We start from the raw sequence: 17,033 nt of genomic DNA, 5'->3' as shown, positions 1-17,033 counted from the left end.
GATTTAGTCCAGATCCTTCAGGGCTGCGTCCGCAATGGCGATGGACTTCTGGGCGCCTTCCTGGGTAAGAACATTCACCTCAGAGAGCCGCAGCATTTCCGTTTCGCTCAGCTGGGCCGTGGCAGCGTCGGAGCTTGCGTTGTTTGCCGCCAGGGTGGAGCCTGCCTTAATTTGGGAGCCTTCCTGCAGGGTCATGTCCTGCTGAAGGGTGAGATCTTCTTTCAGGGTGATGGCTTCGCCGAGTACGGTGCCTGCGGTGTGGCGGTTGCCCTTCGAATCGGTCACATCCATGGTGAGCAGGGTGTTGGCGCCAAGGGAAGATCCGGCCTTGAGAGTACTACCTGCTGCCACGAGAAGATCCGCTTCTCTGGATACGGTTTCATCATTTCTCAGGGTGATGGTGCCACCGATGGTGGAGCCGTTGGCAAGCGTCGTGTTGTCTGCCATCACAGAGCCCTTGGCAAGGGTGAAGTCTGCGGTGATGGCAAGGTCATTGGCCAGATCTGCCCGGCCGCCGATGGTGGAGCCTGCTGTGGCTTTGAAGGCATTGCTGGTGACCAGGGTGGAGCCTTCCTTGATGGCTGCATCCTGGGTAAGGGTCATATCGTTGCGGGTGGATACATCCGCACCGATCACAGAGCCTGTAGCAAGGCGGGTGTCGTTTTTAAAGAGAGACCCTGCATTGGCTGTCATATCCTGATCCAGACGCATGTCTTCTTGCAGGGTGATTTTGGCACCCACATTGGAGCCTGCCTCAAGGCGGGAGCTGGCGGCTATCTTTGAATCACCTTTGAGGGTCATGTTCTTTTCAAGAACGGTGGTGGTGCTTCCTTTGATGGTAAGGGCCTGATCAATGCGACTGTCTGTATTGAGGACAGAATCTGCTTTCAGCATGGAGCCAGCTTGCAGGGTCATGTCATGACTTATGGTGGCAGCGACAGTGGAGGAGAGGGTGATGTCGGCATCCAAGCGGGATCCAGCTGCCAGTTTGGTGGTTGTGTTATCCGCTCCCGTTCCCGAAACAGTGGAACCGGCATTGAGGGTCATGGTTGTGTTGACAGTCATGCCTGTTGCACCGGCAACCTGTATGTTTGTATCTACCCGTGAACCTTCCTTGAGCACGCTATCCGTGGTGAGTTTGGATCCCATGGTCAGGGTCATATCTGTAGTAAGGGTGAGATCCGCTCCTGTAATGGTTGCATTGACTGATAGTGTGGAACCCCTTGCGATGTCACTGCCGGTTCCCAGCGCAGAGTTACTCTGGAGTACCATGTCATTATTGACGGTCATGGCAGATGAGAGGGTGATGTTCGCACCGATCTGGGAGCCTGCATTGAGGGAGGAACCTGCACCTAGGGTTGATCCGATTCCCAGTTCGAGAATACCGCCATTATCAAAGGCAGCAGATGTGTCAGCTGCAAAAGTAAAGGCTGTACCCGCAGCAGTCTGTCCATTGGCTTCCACCAGTTGGCGCAGGGTGAGGCTGCCGTCTCCTGTAATACGTTCAATGCCAGTCATAACACCTGTTGCAATGGATTGGCCGACGGCTAACACTGAATCCCAAGCCAAAACTGAGCCTGTAGCCAGTGTGCCGGTGATGTTTAAGCTTTTTTCAGTTGTGGCTGTGTTGCCAGAAACTTCTGCTGTTCCTCCCAGCACCGTATTGGCTCCAATCACGGTGCCTGCAGTAAGTGAGGAATTTCTGGCGATGGTGCTTTCTTCTGTCATGGATGTGGTGGCAGCAACTTTTCCTTCGCCTCCGAAAGTAGAGCCTGCAGCAATGAGAGACCCCTCCTTAACGGTTGAGCCGTTTTTGAGGAGACCTTCCTTGTCCCCAATGGCATTGGTGTCAGCACCCAGAGTTACTTCTCCGCCCAATGTGCTGTCTGCGGCAATAACTGAACCAACGCCCAGTTTACTTCCGGCTGTGATGAGGCTGTCCTGGGTGGTCTGGCTGGATGCGCTTCCAACCGTTACCTCACCTCCCAGAACGGTATTCTTTCCGATCACCGACCCGCTCGCCAGTGTGGACCCTGCAGTGATATTGGCCTCTTTGCTGGTATAGCCCGTATCGCCGGTGGTGGTGACCTTGCCGCCGAGGGTGGAGTCTGCCGCAATGATGGTACCCGATGCCAGGCGGGAACCCTGGGTAAGAAGGGAGTCGCCGTTGGTGCTTTCGGTTTCGGTTTTTACGGTGGCCCTGCCGCCCAGTGTGGAGTTGGCCGCAATCTCGGAATCCGTCTTGATGACGGAGTCTTTGGTGAGGGTGCTGGCCTCTGTGGTGGCCTGGGTTTCACTGATTCTTACCTGACCGCCGATGGTGGACCCTGCGCCCAGCACGGAGTTGGCCACAATAACGGAGCCTTCTTTCAGGAGGCTGTCTTTACTGGTGCTGATGCTGGTGTTTTTGATGTCTGTACCGGAGAGAGTTTGCCCTGTGGTGAAGCCTGCGGCCAGCTCACTGTTTCTTGCGAGAACGGAGCCTTCCTTGAGTACGGATTCCTGGGTGGTGGTGCCTGAGTTGCCCTGAATCTGGATATTCTTTTCAAAGGCCACGGCATCCCCGCCGCCCACGTTGTTGATGACGATTTCCGAAGAGCTCATCTGGGTGAGCAGAATGTTGCCTACCGTACTCATTTCTGTGTTTCTGAGAACGGCTTCCGTATTTTCGCCACCCGTATCCACCTTGATGGCCCGGCCGTCTGTGGATGTGAGGGTAAGCTTGCCTTCGGTGTTCACAGAGGCAAACACACCATGATCAGCGGTTTTCTGGTTGATGGCTTTTACGAGCGCACCGTTGGCATCGCTGTTTTGTACATCAACTGCGCCAATCCTGGTACCATTGATGGAAAAATCTTTGTCCGTCCGTCCGCCAGCTACGCTCAGGTCCGTGGTAGAGGATACGAAGGCCGTTGCGGAAATACCGAGCATGTGGCTGAGTGAGTTGATGGCGTCCGCCACGGCACCCATACCGTTTTCCCTGCTGTTGTTGTATTTCACATCAATGGCGTTCATGTTGAAGGTCTGGTCCAGGGTGTTGGAGTAGATGGCCAGATCTACGGTGCCGGGGGCATTGTCCTTCAGGGTAAGGGTGCTGGCTGTGGTGTGTCCGATTTTTGTGGACTGGGAAGCGCCGATGGAAATGTTGACAGTCTCTCCTGAGTAAGCGCCTACCTGGAATTGTTTGTTGGTGAAACCACCGGAAAGGAGTTTCTGGTTGTTAAAGGAGGTGTTTTTGGCGATGGTATCCAGGTTTTCGAGAAGCTTACTGATGTCTGCCTGAATGGCTGTTCTGGATTCGGATGTCTGCCCGTCCTGGGCTGCCTGAATGGATTTCTGCTTGATGGTGTTAACGATGTTGATGGATTCTTCCAGGGCCGCATCCGCTGTCTGAACGATGTTAATGCCGTCATTGGCGTTCCGGATGGCCTGGCCGAGGCCTAAGCCCTGGGATTTCAGGGAGTCGGCAATGGTCATGCCCGAGCCGTCATCCGCAGCCTTGTTGATGCGAAGGCCTGATGAAAGGCGTTCCAGGGCGGAACCGATTTTGCCGTCTGTCTGTGTGAGGTTTTTGTGTGCGTTCAGTGCTGCGACGTTGGTATTAATTCGAAGTCCCATGGTTCCCTCCTTGTTCTAAAGGGGCGCGTCCATGCGCCCGTTGTTTGGTCATCTGTCTGGCTTTTCGGCTGTAAGGGGATTTTACTTTAGGTTTATTTTTTAAAAGAGGGCAAGGAAGGGAATAATGGTGCCATCTGCGTATTTGCCAGATGGACTTTAAAAAAAGGTATTTGAGTCATATGGATTTATTCTGTAGCAGGTATTCTCTGGCGCTTTGTGCTTTTGGGTGCAGAGGGTTTATTTCTGTGCATACCTTATAAGCGCGGAGGGCTTTTTGTCTTTCACCCAGCAATTCCATCACCTTTGCATAATTGAAATGGGCGTTGGCATCCATCGGGTTGATGTCGATGGCTTTTTCAAAATGATCTGCGGCACTTTTAAGATTGTTTTTCTGGAAGGCCAGAACACCGAGATTGGTGTGGGCCTGTTCAAAATCGGGTTTATGCTTCAGGGCAGTTCTGTAAGATTCTTCGGCCTCATCGGGGTGTCCATTTTCATGGAAAAGCAAGCCGAGGTGGTAATGGGCCTGTGCAAAATCCGACTGTAGGAAAACAGCCCTGCGGAAACAGTGTTCGGCATCCTGTGCATGCCCGGCCTTTTGGCAGGCGTTTCCCAGGAGGTGCCAGAACCGGGCGTTTTCATTGTGGGGGCTTTGCAGTGGTAAAAGGATTGCGAGAGCATTTTCATGCTCTCCACGCTGCAGAAACATTTCTGCATCATCCAGTGCGGAATTTGTTATGCTTTCAGGTTTTTCCTTCATAAGATTTCCGTATTCCCCGAGGCAGAGTCTTGCTTTTTCAATATGCCCGAGAACCAGGAGGATGCGGCCTGCCCTGAGATAAAAGGGGGGATATTCAGGGAGCGCCTCCATACCTTTCTGGTAAGCCTCCAGGGCGATGGTTTCATGACCATTTTGCTCAAGTTTCTCTCCCACCTGCTCCCAGTGTACCGCTGCTGCCGGATCCAGGCGGACAGCCTTTTCAAGCTGGATAAGACCTGCCTCAAAATCGTCGAGTTCAAAAAAAAACTCCATGGTACGGATGCGGCGGATGGCCGTATCATGTCGCTCTGCTGCAAGTTGCACAAGCCTTACGGCTTCTTGCAAAAAGCCGTTTTCCTTTGCTGCTTCTGCACATCGATCAAGGAAAAAGGCATGATCTTTATCCGGAAGAAAATTGGTGGCTCCGGGGGTTCCCTCAAGCCAGCGGCTCCATTCCTCGAGCAGTTCCTTTCCTTCCTGTGTCCCTTGCCGCATTGTGGCAAGATCCATGCGAAAAATTCGGGTCAGCAGCTGTTGAAGGCGTGGGTGATCCGGTGCCATGGCAAGGCCTTTACCCAGCATGCGCAGGGTGGGAGATGTGCCTGAGAGGGCCAAGGTCCATTCGGCATGATCGGCATACTCGTTGGCCCAGTCATCTCTGAACCTGTGAACATTGGCCTCCTGCGGTGTATTCTTCAGGGATGAAAAGCAGGTATGGGCTTTTTCATAATCCGTATGAATGGCTGCCGTCTGTCCTTCCAGAAAGATAATCTCAGGGCTGTTTTTTTCTTCTTCGTTCATTCTTTCCAGAAGATTATAGGCAAAACGGAGGTTTCCTGTGTTTTGATAATAGCGGATTTCATCCGGCAGGCTGGTGTATTTTTCCGGGTGATATACGGGATCGCCCTCCATTTCCGTAAGGGATGAATGGATTTTTTCTTCAAAAAAACCAAGCCAGTGGAATCTTACTCTGCTGATTTCATTGATTCTTTCAAGGCTTTTGTCCAGCCATTCAAGATAGGGGCCTGTATGGGCCAGACGGTCAATTTCCGCCTGCATGCGTTCGCTGACCTTGAGGCCATGGAGAGTGAGGTCCTCCAGCAGAGACCAGACCTTGTCTTTATCTGCCTGCTGGCTGGTTTTATGTACCTTGAGAATGAGGCTGCGCAGGGATGCGGGAAGACTGTTCAGGTTGGCATGGGTTTTTCCGGCTTTTATAAGCTTTTTTACATCCTGTGATGCTTTCAGGCCATCATCCAGTCCTTTTTTTACAATGCCAAGGAGTTTTCGGACGTTGCGGAGCTGATTTGTCAGGGTTTTTTCTGTCTTTCTGAAGTTCCGTTGCCAGAAAGAGGCTGCCAGTTTTTTTTCCATGATCTCATCTGTGGCCAGTTGTTTCGTGCAGAAGGTATGGAGCACCTGTTCCAGGGGCATAACCTCCGTACCTTCAATGACGGCACCCGGAATGGTGGCATTGATGTAATTTCCCGGATTGGCTTTGATCATGGACTCAAAGGTGGTGATGTAGCTGTAATAGCCTCTGCTGGTCAGGGCTTTGCCGCCGTTATTGGTGGGAACGACTAAGCTCTCTCCGGAAGCAAGGGTATTTTTCATCCCTTTTTTATCGGCGATGGCCACATTGCCCGCATGGCTGCTGCTTTCATCGGTATATGCAAGATCCTGCCCCACCAGCGTGATGGGGGAACAGCCGAGGGTGATGGCGGCAATGAGATTCATGTGGGCAACGGTACCAGCACCGCCGTTTTCCATGCTTCCCCCAATGAGCTGGTTGAACCATTTTTCAAGTTTGGCAGACATGAAGGCCCAGTAAATTTCCTTAAAAGGAAATACTTTGGGGATTTTGGTGCAGAGAAAGGGCATGGCAATGAGGTTGACCTTGTTTTTCAGATCTTTTGCCGTGTCGGCAAATTTTTCATAGGTGATACGGTCATAGTCCAGCGAGCTGACAAAGTCGGGTACGATACCCCTTGCCGCCAGGACAGGCAGTACGGTATCTACAGCAAAGAGAATACATTTGCCATGGCATTGGTGGAGCACATCAAGGTCATGATTCAGGGAAGGACCACCGGCCACGAGGATGGCGGGAATATTGTGAAAGGCACCTGCCAGTTCTTCCAGAAGATGATGCCGCTGGAAAAGGGGTAGTACATTCATTCTGTTCTGAAAGAAGATTTCCCCATACTGCATCAGTGTAGCGCCGCTGACGTTCAGGTTGTTGATTTCATCAAATATTTCTTTTCTCAGGGTTTCATAGCCATCCGTATCCATCTGAAAGGAAGGAAGGTGGAGAAGGGAGTAGGCATTTTCAAGGCGGAGGGTTCTGATGGCTGGAGTGAGGATTGTCCGGATGTGTTCCGGCATTCCAAGGTGGATATGCACCCGAAAATCAGAAAGTAAGGATCTCAGGTCTTTTTGGTGAAGGGCCTGGAGAAAAATTTCCGGATAAAGTTCAAAAATAAAAAAATGGGATATATGGGGGCGTTGCTGGACAAGATCGCAGATCCCGTGTCCCAGCCCCATGCCTGTTGTGATAACGGTACCGGGGCGATTTTCCGGGATAATGGTAAAGTGGTTCTGGCATTCTGCACCGGGCTTTTCCATATCATGGAGCCACATTCCCCTGAACTTGAAATTGTCAGGATGCTCCGGATCTACGGGAAGGGGGCTGAGGCCCTTTAAATGAGAAAGCAGGTGGGGGTGGCGGTTTTCCACCAGGGCCATGTTGGATGCAAAAAAAGATGTCACGGAAAACCTCCCGTTGGATGTCAGATGTCAATGTCTTCCCAGGCTGCGGGCGTTCCCCTGCGTACGGATTTTTTCAGTTTTTTGCCGAGAAGTGCATCGAGGTGCTTTGGCGCAAGGCCGTAGCCCGGACGGATGCTCCTGACATTCTCTTCATCAAGGATGTCTCCGGCCTCCATATCCTTTATATAATAAAGGGATCTGCGGAAGAGCACATTGGCCCGTTCACTGGATTTTCGGCCGTAATCCACCTGGCCTAAGGCCTGCCAGACGGTTCTGGCGTCCCGGCAGAGGGCTTCGAGCTGGGGAGGCTCCAGGGAAAAACTGTCGTCCGGGCCTCCGCCCTTTCTGTCGAGGGTGAAATGCTTTTCGATGATGGCAGCGCCTAAGGCCACGCTGGCAATGGCCGTTGCGTTGTCCAGGGTGTGATCGGAAAGCCCGGTTACTTTGCCGAAGCGGGTCATCATGTCAGGGAGGGTTTTCAGGTTGTAATCTTCGGGAGGTGCCGGGTAGCCGCTGACACAGTGCAGAAGGGCAAGTTCCGTGCAGCCGCCGTCTTCTGCGGCCTGAACGGCTTCTGCGATTTCCTCCATGTCTGCCATGCCCGTGGAAAGGATCATGGGCTTTTTGGTGGAAGCGGCATAGCGGATCAGGGCAAGATCCACGGCCTCAAAGGAAGCGATTTTATAGGCCGGAGCGTTTAAATCTTCCAGAAGATCCACGGCGGTTCTGTCAAAGGGGGTGCTGAAAATGGTGATGTCCAGCTCCCTTGCCCGGTTAAAGAGGGGAACGTGCCAGTCCCAGGGCATGTGGGCCCACTGGTAAAGTTCATACAGGGTTTTTCCGTCCCAGAGGCCGCCTTTAATCTGAAAGTCTTCGCTGTCGCAGTTGAGGGTGAGGGTTTCTGGCGTATAGGTCTGGAGTTTCACCGCATCCGCGCCGCATTTTTTGGCGGTTTCCAGAATGGTGATCGCCCTTTCCAGGCTGCCGTTGTGGTTGGCGGAAAGTTCGGCAACGATATAGGGGGGATCAAGGGAGGAGATCCGGCGCTTGTGGATGGATATGGAGGGGACGCTCATTCCTGCTGACTCCTTTCATGCAAAAAGCCATCGGGGCAGGTATGGGAGCCTGCCCCTGCAACAAAGGTCATGACACAAATGGGAAAAAGGGGGATTTTTGCATTTTGCAAACAAAGGGTTACTGTTTGGCTGTATCCTCATTCATCAAAATATCCAGCCCTTTTTCCTTTGCCTCAAGGATAGCCCTTACTTTTTCAGGGGTGAGTCCGACACCTGCTGCAATATCTTCAGGTTTAAGGTTCAGTTTTGAAAAACGCATGATAGTCTGAATTTTTTCATTATACATACCAAACCGTTCTGCACTTGTGATGTATGGCATCTCTTTTTCCTCCTCCATGCGGTAAACGTCCTCAAGGAACTGTCTTTCCAGATCAACGGGCAGGCGGATCATCCAGTCGATGTAGCGGAACAGTTCCTGTATGCCTTCCCTGTCGTAGCTGCGTTCATACATGAGTCTCACAAGATGAAATTTCCAGGCTTTCAGTTCATCCGCGGTGCGGCTGGTTTTGGCCTTTATCTGGGCCATGACCACCAGAGCGAAAACATTGTCACTGTTTTCAAGCACATCCCATTTATCTTCCCAGTCTTGAAGTTTTGCAATGGGAAAGCAGAAGTCAAGTTTGCATCCCCACAAAGCCCTGGAATAGGAATCCGGCCTGAAGCTTTTTTTGTTGTCCGTAAGCACGCCAAGGCTGACCACATCGGTTCTGTGATGTCTGAAGATGCTGATATAGTAGATGAACATGCGCTCGGAAAAGACCTCTTCAGGCTCCCCTTGCACTTCAATATGAATGATGACCCGGATTTCCTTATTTCTCTTTGTACGAACCTTGACCAGTTTATCCGCGTACCGTCTTCCGGTTTCTGAATTCCAGACAAGTTTCTGAAGCTCTTTGTCTATGAATACGGGTTTTTGAGTCCAGTCAATTTCATCATGGACATGGGGAAAGAGAAGAGCGGAAAACTCCTTAAAGTACCTTTCCACAGCCTCTTTCCAGGGGCTGTCATAATCGTTTGGATTGGTGTTTTTGTTTTCCAATGCCTGCCTCTTTCTGAAAAATATTTAAAGATTATGGGCCACTGAAGCATCGTGGTGTGAAAATGGAAAACAGTAAAGCGGATGGGATTTCCCGTGGTGCCAGGCTGCCGTTGTGGTTGGCGGAAAGTTCGGCAACGATATAGGGAGGCGTATCGGAGGCGATGCGTCTGCCCTGTATGCTGATGGATGGAGGGGTCATGGGCCTTTCCTTTCATGGGAGTAGAGACTTTCAACAATAGATGCAGAGGTCTCCCAGCCTTGAGGAAGACGGTGGAAAAGGGACTCTTTGTCGATGAGTCTGTGAAAACTTCCCTGTCCCTGCTGCTTCTGGCCTTTGATCTGACCTGTTTTGATTTTAAGCCAGTTTTCCATGAAAAGCCTTTGGATTTCATGGTGGAGTTTTTCATAGCTAGAGGCAAGGGTTTCTTTCCGGGAATCAAAGAAGACTTCTTTTTGAAGAAGAATATCTCCCGTATCAAGCCCTGGATCAAGCAGGTGAATGGAAACGCCTTTGGGGGTTTTTTCTGCAAAGCTCCAGAAATTGGGATCTGCCCCTCTGTTCCAGGGCAGTAAGGAAATATGAAGGTTGATGGCTTTATCAGGCAGAAGATCCAGGATGTTTTTTTTAAGGATATGACGGTATCCGTAGGAAATCAGGAAATCAATATGCTTATTTAAAATGAGAGAGGTATCGATTTTTTCTGTGGTTGAGATGACGTTTTCTCCCTGATTCTCAAGCCAGAGGATAAGAGGAGAATCCGGAGGGCCTAGAAAAAGAATGTTTTCGGGAGAGGGAGTCATTTTGTGCCCCTATGGGGGTCGGCAAAAAAATGCCGGACAACCCTGTTCGTCCCTTTTCCATCGGTGAGGTATTGGCTTTTCACTGATATTTCCTGCAGCGATAAAGGATTTTTTTTGATTTTTTCAAGGAGTAAGGGGAGTTCGGTCAGGCCTTCTTCTATGTTTTCAAAAATCCATGCCGCTTCATGCCGTTTCAGGTGCTTGGCTATGGTTTTCTGATTTTCCGCAAGGAGGAAGAGGAAGGAAGGGAGCCCCATGCAGCAGAATTCCCAGGCCGTGCTGCCCGGAGCACCGATGGCCAGATCGCTTTTGGCCATGAGTTTGGCCATGGACGGGGTGTCGATGTGCATCTGTACGGGGCAGGGAAAAGAAACGAGTTCTTGTCGGACGGCTTCCATATGAGGGGCCTTGCCTCCCAGAACAAGATCCACTTCCAGTTCTTTGATGAAGGGGAAGGATTGGAGCTTCTTTAGAACGCGTCCTGTGAGGTTGGCGGTATCCATACCACCCATGGTGATGAGAATGCGGCGGAGAGCGGGGGTTTTACGTTTTTTCAGGCTTTCCGGCCGCATCCGGATAAATTCTTCCCGCAGAAGGAGATGGTCTGTACCCAGGAGCTGGATGCAATGGGGAGGAACCAGGTCTTTATAATCGAGACTTTCCGGTTCTCTGCCGGAATCGAGAAGGATGTCACAGTCGTGGCATCTGTCCGCCAGATCATCCAGAACAAAAATTTTTCCCGTACAGGGCCGGATTTCTTTTTCCCAGCGGATGTCGAGGCCGTAATGATCCACAACTATCCAGTCTGGTTGTCTGTGTTTGATAAAAGAAAGGCTTTGGGCCGCGTCTTCTTTCCATGATCCTTCAAGCCAGTGTGCATGGACGGGATCCCCCGGATCCGGGTTTTCTTTTCCGGGAGCAAGGGAGAATACCGGAAAACCATGGCTTCTGACTTTTTCCATGGAATGACCGGGGATGTCCTTGCAGAGAAAATGGCAGTCCGCACCTCTGGCTTGGAGGGCCTTGGCCAGGGTCAGGCAGCGCATAAGGTGTCCGGTACCTATTAATATTGACGAGTCTGTCCTGAAAAAAATAGCCATTCGTTTTTCCCGTATATGAACCTTGGTTCCTCATGCTCTGATACCTGGATGGCGCATATGACAATGCGCCATTTTTTGCAGTTTATATCTTTGAGGTTATAGGGTTTTGTCTCCGCTGTTAAGGTTTTAAACCGCAAAAAGTGTAGTGAAATGCATCCCCTTCATCGTTTGTATATTTTGCGGCGTAGTATCCTGTATGCAGAGGGGTAAAGAGATGAAATTTCTCCTTCAGGTGTTGTTCGTCTTTTATAAAAGACATGTAGTAGTTTTTTACCTCGATTCTATGATTTTTATAGTTGACAATACGCAGGCCATCCTTGAAAGGTGTGGAGTTATCAAAAAACTCCTTGCTGTTTTCTCCCATCATTGTGGCAAAAAATATGGCTCCAGAATGCATGGAGTTATATATTTTATTGATACATATTTCGAAGTCCGTGTCTGAAAGGAGATACAAAGACTGAATAGCTGTTACTACAGAAATATTGTCTTTGAATCCATAGTGGTCATTTTCGCTGGGCGATGCATGGCAGACAGTAAATCTGTTTGCAATGTGGGGGTATCGGAGTTTGGCTATGGTGATGTCGGTTTCACTGATATCTACGCCGTGCGCATTAAAGCCGTGTTGAGCAAAAAAGTTGACAGCAGCCCCTTGTCCGCAGCCGAAATCGAGTGCTTTTTCAAAATTATTACCAAACTGGAAGTCATGTTTTAAGATACGTCCATGAAAACGAAAAATGGGATGATCCACATTTGTGGCATGGTAACCTTTTTCGTAATAGTCCTTATTGCTTTTTAGGTAGCTCATTTTGATTCCTTTTCGTTATCGTTGTGTTTTGACCCGCGATGCGGGTCTCGGATAAAAATTTCTTGCTATTTACAGTGCCACAGTTTCGGCATAAATCCTTAAAACACATGGTCTGAATACTTTTTCTCAAGGAGATATATAATTTATTGTTCCATATGTTTTCCAATGTATCATGGTGAATATTACCAAGGATTTCGAGACTGGTGAGATCATAGCAGCAGGGTACTATGTCACCGTTCCAACGTACTGTGAGGGTGTTTTCTATATTGTCGCAGTAGTTCACAGGCGGTGAAGGTGGGGTTTGAATGAAGATTCTATAAAGATCGGGGTCGATTTTTATCTCGGGCCAGTGCATTGCCCAGTTAGCCTTGAAGTGTACGGTCCCTTCGGGGTACTCAGAAAATTCTTCGATTAGATACTGGGCAGGTGAGGGTTCTTCAGAAATAAGATCTCTCTCATTTTTCGGGAACTGCGTGTTGGATATGGAAAGCTTGGGGAGATGGGTTCCCTTGTTTTTTTTCAGGTCAATAAGGGCTTTGATGTTGGTGATGGTTCGAGTGTAGTCGCTTCCGCGGCGAACCCGCATACTGGTCTCAGGGGTGATGCCGTCAAGGGAGATTTCCATTTCATCGAGACCCGCATCCATGAGGGCTTCTGAAATTTCCGGGGTGAGCAGCATGCCATTGGAAACGGTTTTGACCAGAGGAATGCCCAGGGCTTTTACCTTTTCCACCATGGCAGCAAAGTGGGGATTCAGGAGGGGCTCGCCGCCATGGTAGAGAACCGCCACCTGAACGGCATGGCGGTTTTTTTGGATATTATTAAGGATCAGGATAAAGGTTTCCCAGGACATGATGCCCCGCTGTATGGCAACGGTTCCCGTGGGACAGTGGGAACATCGCAGATTGCAGGTACTGGCCGGTTCGATACGGATGACCCTTGGAAAGGGGCGGATGAAGTTATCCATGATAAACGCAATCCTTTTTCCTGGGAAGAAAGGAGATTAGATCAGGTCGTTTCTTCTCCAGCAGCCATTGGCATCTTTGACAAGGATGCTTCGGTTGGCGTGGAGATCGACAATTTTGTCAAAATAGCTTTCGGTTATTCCGATTGTGCTGCAAAAATCTCGCTTGGCAAAGGGATCAAGGACATAGTCACGCTCCCGGATTAACAGATCAGCCAGCTCTTTTGTCAGCAGCCCCTTTCTTACCATTCTGCTTGTCATGTCCGATACACGCTGGAATCCAAATTTTGGAAATTTTGTCCATATGTGTGCAATGTAGCCCATGCTGTCAATTTGGGTAAAATTTTCAATATTCCCCTGTCGATACCACTCACCAAAATAGTCAAGATCCTTAAAGCCCAGCTCTTTGGACTTTTTCATCACTTCGATTTCATTGTAGGCCTGAAATGCAAAAAAGTAGTAAACAGTGGTTTCCGCATCGCTCAGCGGATGGGTCAGGCTCAGTGCATTGTCCGATCCATATTCATAGCCACTGTTTTCTCCAAAAAAAACAAGGGGTATTTTGAATTTTTTGGCTATGGAGAAAGGGGCTTCATATAGTTTTTCTTCAATCCACTTTAATGGATTCAGCTCTTTTTCAAAGTCCCGCAGGGTGTTTTCCCGGAATTCCTTGGGAGAGAAGCGCACAAGGAGGTGATCTAAGTGAAAGCGTTCGGAAAGGTTGTTGAGGTTGTGTTTTCCGGCCTGGGTTTTAGTGAACTCATCGGCTACGGTCACCAGAAGGGGCTTCATGCCAAGGCCGGTGAGGGTGGCTACGATATAGGTGCTGTCCTTGCCGCCGGATACGGCGCAGACGCAGTCATATTCATCTCCCTCGGCGATTCTTTCCTTGCAGATTTTTGCAAGCAGGGCTTCCCTTTCTTCAAAATCAATGTGTTGTCTGTTTTCGTAATTGCGGCAGGCAAGACATACCCCTTCTTCAAAAACACTTCCCGGCCTTGTGTCCGGCATGTTGCATTTTTTACAGATCTGCATGAAGCCCCCCTTACAAAATTGTAGCTGTTATTTTTCAAGCAGGAACCAGCTCAGATCGTCCTGTGGGAAGGCAGGGTCTCTGTGGTACTGGAAGCCATAGTCAACCAGAGTGGCGGATGGATAGGCTGTGAGCATTTCTCCTGCGAAATCTCTTTTGAAAAGTTTGTTCCGGAAACCCCTGTAGTCAACAGAAACGGGAGTTGGGTTATAATACTCAATAATGCAGATATATTGAGAAGAAAGGGTAAAGAGTTTTTCATAAACCAGAGGCAGTTTGTCCGGATGGATGTGTATGAGCACACCCTTGGTAAAAACAAAATCAAATTTCGGGAGCTCTGCCGCATTCAGATCCAGAATAGACCCGTGGTGTGCTGTGCCTGTACACTTGTTTTGCAGGGTGCGGAAGGCGTTTTCGTTGAGTTCAAGTGCGGAAGTTCTTTTCCCGGGGCAGAGCAGGTTGATGGCGTCAATATTGAGGCCGATGTTGGCACCGATTTCTAAAAAGCTGTTTACACCTTTTGTAGAACCAATAATTTTAGAGAAAAGGTGGAGGTTGGAAGCAAGAAGCTGGGGGGTCCGGTTTCTTTCAATATATTCTGTGCCAAAGGAACCAGCCCAGAAATCTTCCTGTTCCGTCTGATATGTTTTATGGGTCATTGGCTTTCCTGTCTGCATTGTTGGGAGGTCTGATAGGTTTATTCTTCCTGTTTCTGTTCCATTTGCAGGGCCTTGTAAAGATATTCCGCCCGTTGCCAGTCTTCTTCCGTATCAATATCCTGTACTAGATGCCGGGGCAGGATTACCGGTAGGGCATCGTCTGTATATAGTTTCGGACGTTCCATGAATTTTCTGCAGTTAAACCAGTAAAATTGCCCTGCATCATGAAAAACTTCGGGAAGATCGTTGGAGCGGGTCAGTTCATGCTCCGGCCAGAACATGGCAAGATGCCCATCTTTTGTTATTCGGAGAGCACGGAAAATAGAAGCTGCGTAGCTTGTGACGGAAAACACGGAAGAGACTTTGCGCGTTATAATGGTCTCATAGCCTTTTTTAATGAAGCGGGGCTGAATGAGAGGGGCTGTGGCATATATACAGCAGGCATACTCTGGTAATTCATATGTTTTTTCAATGTATTGAAGACAATGAAGCAGAACTGGCGCTGTGGGTGTATGATCATCGGCAAGTTCAGGGGGGCGGAAAAATGGGATTTCAGCGTCGTATTCCAGGGCGATTGATGCAATTTCGGGGGAGTCGGTTGAAACGATAATACGATCGAAAAGTCCTGAATGTATAGCTGCTTCAATGCTGTAGGCAATCATGGGCTTTCCCGCAAAAAAGCGGATATTTTTACCGGGGATACGCTTGCTCCCACCTCTGGCTGGGATGATGGCTATGCTCATGGATTCTCTATAATATTTGGGTTCTTATTTGTAGAAAGCAGGTTTTTTCAGGATCTTTTCTGAGAGTTCATATTCCCGCCAGATGGTTGAATTCCTGTATTTCCTTCACGGAAAGAAAGTGCGGGTTGGTGCCTGAGTTGTAGGCAAAACCTTCCTCCACGGGTTTGCCTTCCTCCCGCAGGAGATTCACGTCAAACATGTTGTTGCGGTTGCAGAAGATGATGGTGGGTTTGATGACATAATGATCATGAAACTCCAGGGTAAGGTGGGAGTCGTCCGCAGGGCACATGGTCTCATGGAGCTTTTCTCCGGGGCGGATGCCGATGATCCGCTGTTCCAGATCCGGGGCCATGGCCCTTGCCAGATCCGTGATGCGCACGGAGGGGATTTTGGGCACAAAGATTTCTCCTCCGCGCATGCGTTCAAAATTCTTCAAAACAAAATCAACCCCCTGCTGCAGGGTGATCCAGAAGCGGGTCATGCGGGGATCGGTGATGGGAAGGTGGTTGCTTCCTTCCGCAATGAGTTTTTTGAAAAAAGGCACCACCGATCCTCTGGAGCCCACCACATTGCCGTAGCGCACCACGGAGAAGTGGGTTTTATGACTACCCGCCATATTGTTGGCGGCCACAAAGAGCTTGTCTGAGGCCAGTTTGGTGGCCCCATATAAATTGATGGGGTTGGCGGCCTTGTCCGTGGAGAGGGCGATCACCTTGGCGACATTATTGGCAAAAGCCGCCTGGATGACGTTTTGGGCACCGTAGATATTGGTCTTGATGCATTCCATGGGATTGTATTCCGCAGCAGGCACTTGTTTGAGAGCTGCGGCATGGATCACAATATCCACCCCTCGCATGGCGACGGTGAGACGCTCCTTGTCTCGCACGTCACCGATGAAGTAGCGCATGCAGGGATCATCAAATTCCTGTGCCATTTCATACTGTTTGAGTTCATCTCTGGAATAGATGGCAACTCGGCTGGGCTGATAGCGGGAAAGAAGGGTTTTGGTATATTGCCTTCCAAAGGATCCTGTGCCGCCTGTGATGAGAATGGATTTTTGATCGAACATGGCTGCCCTCCCTGGTGAGTGGTTGATGGGGTTTTATGCAAAACAGGGGCCATGGTGGCCTTTGGGGCAAAAAAGTCCTCGGGAAACGGGTTGCGGAGTCTTTGGGTAAGCACGGCCGGATTTTATGCCCTGCTTTTTATCAGTACTTTTTTCATGAGATCCAGATAGGCAGGCAGCCTTTCTCTGCGGTCGATCCTGGAAAGGATGAGATTTTTCAAAAGGCCCATGTCTTTCCCTGATGCAGGGAAGCGGATTCCGGTATGGGGGGCGCTTTTTCCTTTATGGGAGGCATTTTAACTCAAAATTTCTGATATTGCGATCTTCCTTTGAAAACTCCACGGCAATGAGGAAAAGGGTGGTTCCGGGCTTTTCGTATTTCTGGTGGTACTGTTTTTTTAAAAGCTGTTCCATGGCTCTTTCTTCGGCACTGTTTTCAATTACCTTGAACTCAAAGATATATACGGCATTTCCGTAAAAGACACTCATGTCCATGCGGCCCAGGTTTGTGGCGTCTTCTGCTTTCACTTGAAATCCGGAAGCGGCAAAGTAGCAGTAAAAGATGCTGGCGTAGTAACCTTCATAGCCCGCCATCTGGTTTTT

14 protein-coding genes are annotated in these 17,033 nt (G+C 49.7%); all 14 read right to left on the bottom strand.

Annotation, left to right across the window (positions count from 1 at the left end):
* Positions 1–3: 3 nt before the first annotated feature.
* Entirely contained in the window at positions 4–3,618 is a 3,615-nt protein-coding gene (locus tag RBR60_RS14500) for a flagellin hook IN motif-containing protein (RefSeq protein ID WP_320358062.1), read from the bottom strand.
* A gap of 175 nt (positions 3,619–3,793) precedes the next feature.
* Positions 3,794–7,144: a 6-hydroxymethylpterin diphosphokinase MptE-like protein gene (locus RBR60_RS14495; RefSeq protein ID WP_320358060.1), complete on the bottom strand. Its 3,351-nt coding sequence runs from the start codon at positions 7,142–7,144 to the stop codon at positions 3,794–3,796.
* A gap of 20 nt (positions 7,145–7,164) precedes the next feature.
* A complete protein-coding gene (gene pseI / locus RBR60_RS14490; RefSeq protein WP_320358058.1) occupies positions 7,165–8,220 on the bottom strand; it encodes a pseudaminic acid synthase in 1,056 nt (351 codons plus the stop codon).
* 118 nt (positions 8,221–8,338) lie between these two features.
* Complete coding sequence (locus RBR60_RS14485) at positions 8,339–9,259, bottom strand: hypothetical protein (RefSeq protein ID WP_320358056.1); 921 nt, start codon at positions 9,257–9,259, stop codon at positions 8,339–8,341.
* Positions 9,260–9,290: 31 nt separating this feature from the next.
* Positions 9,291–9,458: a hypothetical protein gene (locus tag RBR60_RS14480; protein WP_320358054.1), complete on the bottom strand. Its 168-nt coding sequence runs from the start codon at positions 9,456–9,458 to the stop codon at positions 9,291–9,293.
* On the bottom strand, positions 9,455–10,060 hold the full coding sequence (locus RBR60_RS14475; RefSeq protein WP_320358052.1) for a formyltransferase family protein: 606 nt from the start codon (positions 10,058–10,060) through the stop codon (positions 9,455–9,457). The genes RBR60_RS14480 and RBR60_RS14475 overlap by 4 nt, the downstream gene beginning before the upstream one ends.
* A complete protein-coding gene (pseG, locus tag RBR60_RS14470; protein ID WP_320358050.1) occupies positions 10,057–11,160 on the bottom strand; it encodes a UDP-2,4-diacetamido-2,4,6-trideoxy-beta-L-altropyranose hydrolase in 1,104 nt (367 codons plus the stop codon). The genes RBR60_RS14475 and pseG overlap by 4 nt, the downstream gene beginning before the upstream one ends.
* A 118-nt stretch (positions 11,161–11,278) precedes the next feature.
* A complete protein-coding gene (locus tag RBR60_RS14465; protein ID WP_320358048.1) occupies positions 11,279–11,965 on the bottom strand; it encodes a class I SAM-dependent methyltransferase in 687 nt (228 codons plus the stop codon).
* Positions 11,943–12,932 (bottom strand): radical SAM protein, encoded by a 990-nt coding sequence (locus tag RBR60_RS14460; RefSeq protein WP_320358046.1) that lies wholly within the window; start codon positions 12,930–12,932, stop codon positions 11,943–11,945. Before RBR60_RS14460 ends, RBR60_RS14465 begins: the two co-directional genes overlap by 23 nt.
* A 36-nt stretch (positions 12,933–12,968) precedes the next feature.
* Complete coding sequence (locus RBR60_RS14455) at positions 12,969–13,964, bottom strand: hypothetical protein (RefSeq protein ID WP_320358044.1); 996 nt, start codon at positions 13,962–13,964, stop codon at positions 12,969–12,971.
* A gap of 27 nt (positions 13,965–13,991) precedes the next feature.
* The gene (locus tag RBR60_RS14450; RefSeq protein WP_320358042.1) at positions 13,992–14,621 is read right to left on the bottom strand and encodes a pseudaminic acid biosynthesis-associated methylase; all 630 of its coding nucleotides are present in this window, start codon (positions 14,619–14,621) and stop codon (positions 13,992–13,994) included.
* Positions 14,622–14,659: 38 nt separating this feature from the next.
* Positions 14,660–15,364, bottom strand: a complete 705-nt coding sequence (pseF, locus tag RBR60_RS14445) for a pseudaminic acid cytidylyltransferase (protein ID WP_320358040.1) — start codon at positions 15,362–15,364, stop codon at positions 14,660–14,662.
* A 67-nt stretch (positions 15,365–15,431) separates the two neighbouring features.
* Positions 15,432–16,433, bottom strand: coding sequence for a UDP-N-acetylglucosamine 4,6-dehydratase (inverting) (pseB, locus tag RBR60_RS14440; protein ID WP_320358038.1), 1,002 nt, complete (start codon positions 16,431–16,433; stop codon positions 15,432–15,434).
* 279 nt (positions 16,434–16,712) lie between these two features.
* A partial coding sequence (locus tag RBR60_RS14435) for a PD-(D/E)XK nuclease domain-containing protein (protein ID WP_320358036.1) occupies positions 16,713–17,033 on the bottom strand: 321 nt, incomplete at its 5' end.

It is taken from the genome of Desulfobotulus sp. (genome assembly GCF_034006065.1).
Taxonomy (GTDB): Bacteria; Desulfobacterota; Desulfobacteria; order Desulfobacterales; family ASO4-4; genus Desulfobotulus.
The sequence above is the reverse complement of the archived record's forward strand: the minus strand, read 5'-3'. Positions and strand labels throughout refer to the sequence as shown.

Bases quoted from the DNA above. Each gene is read 5' to 3' on its own strand.
- RBR60_RS14455 (WP_320358044.1), bottom strand. From the start codon at position 13,964: ATGCAGATCTGTAAAAAATGCAACATGCCGGACACAAGGCCGGGAAGT.
- RBR60_RS14465 (WP_320358048.1), bottom strand. From the start codon at position 11,965: ATGAGCTACCTAAAAAGCAATAAGGACTATTACGAAAAAGGTTACCAT.
- RBR60_RS14450 (WP_320358042.1), bottom strand. From the start codon at position 14,621: ATGACCCATAAAACATATCAGACGGAACAGGAAGATTTCTGGGCTGGT.
- RBR60_RS14475 (WP_320358052.1), bottom strand. From the start codon at position 10,060: ATGACTCCCTCTCCCGAAAACATTCTTTTTCTAGGCCCTCCGGATTCT.
- pseG (WP_320358050.1), bottom strand. From the start codon at position 11,160: ATGGCTATTTTTTTCAGGACAGACTCGTCAATATTAATAGGTACCGGA.
- RBR60_RS14460 (WP_320358046.1), bottom strand. From the start codon at position 12,932: ATGGATAACTTCATCCGCCCCTTTCCAAGGGTCATCCGTATCGAACCG.
- pseF (WP_320358040.1), bottom strand. From the start codon at position 15,364: ATGAGCATAGCCATCATCCCAGCCAGAGGTGGGAGCAAGCGTATCCCC.
- pseB (WP_320358038.1), bottom strand. From the start codon at position 16,433: ATGTTCGATCAAAAATCCATTCTCATCACAGGCGGCACAGGATCCTTT.
- RBR60_RS14480 (WP_320358054.1), bottom strand. From the start codon at position 9,458: ATGACCCCTCCATCCATCAGCATACAGGGCAGACGCATCGCCTCCGAT.
- RBR60_RS14500 (WP_320358062.1), bottom strand. From the start codon at position 3,618: ATGGGACTTCGAATTAATACCAACGTCGCAGCACTGAACGCACACAAA.
- pseI (WP_320358058.1), bottom strand. From the start codon at position 8,220: ATGAGCGTCCCCTCCATATCCATCCACAAGCGCCGGATCTCCTCCCTT.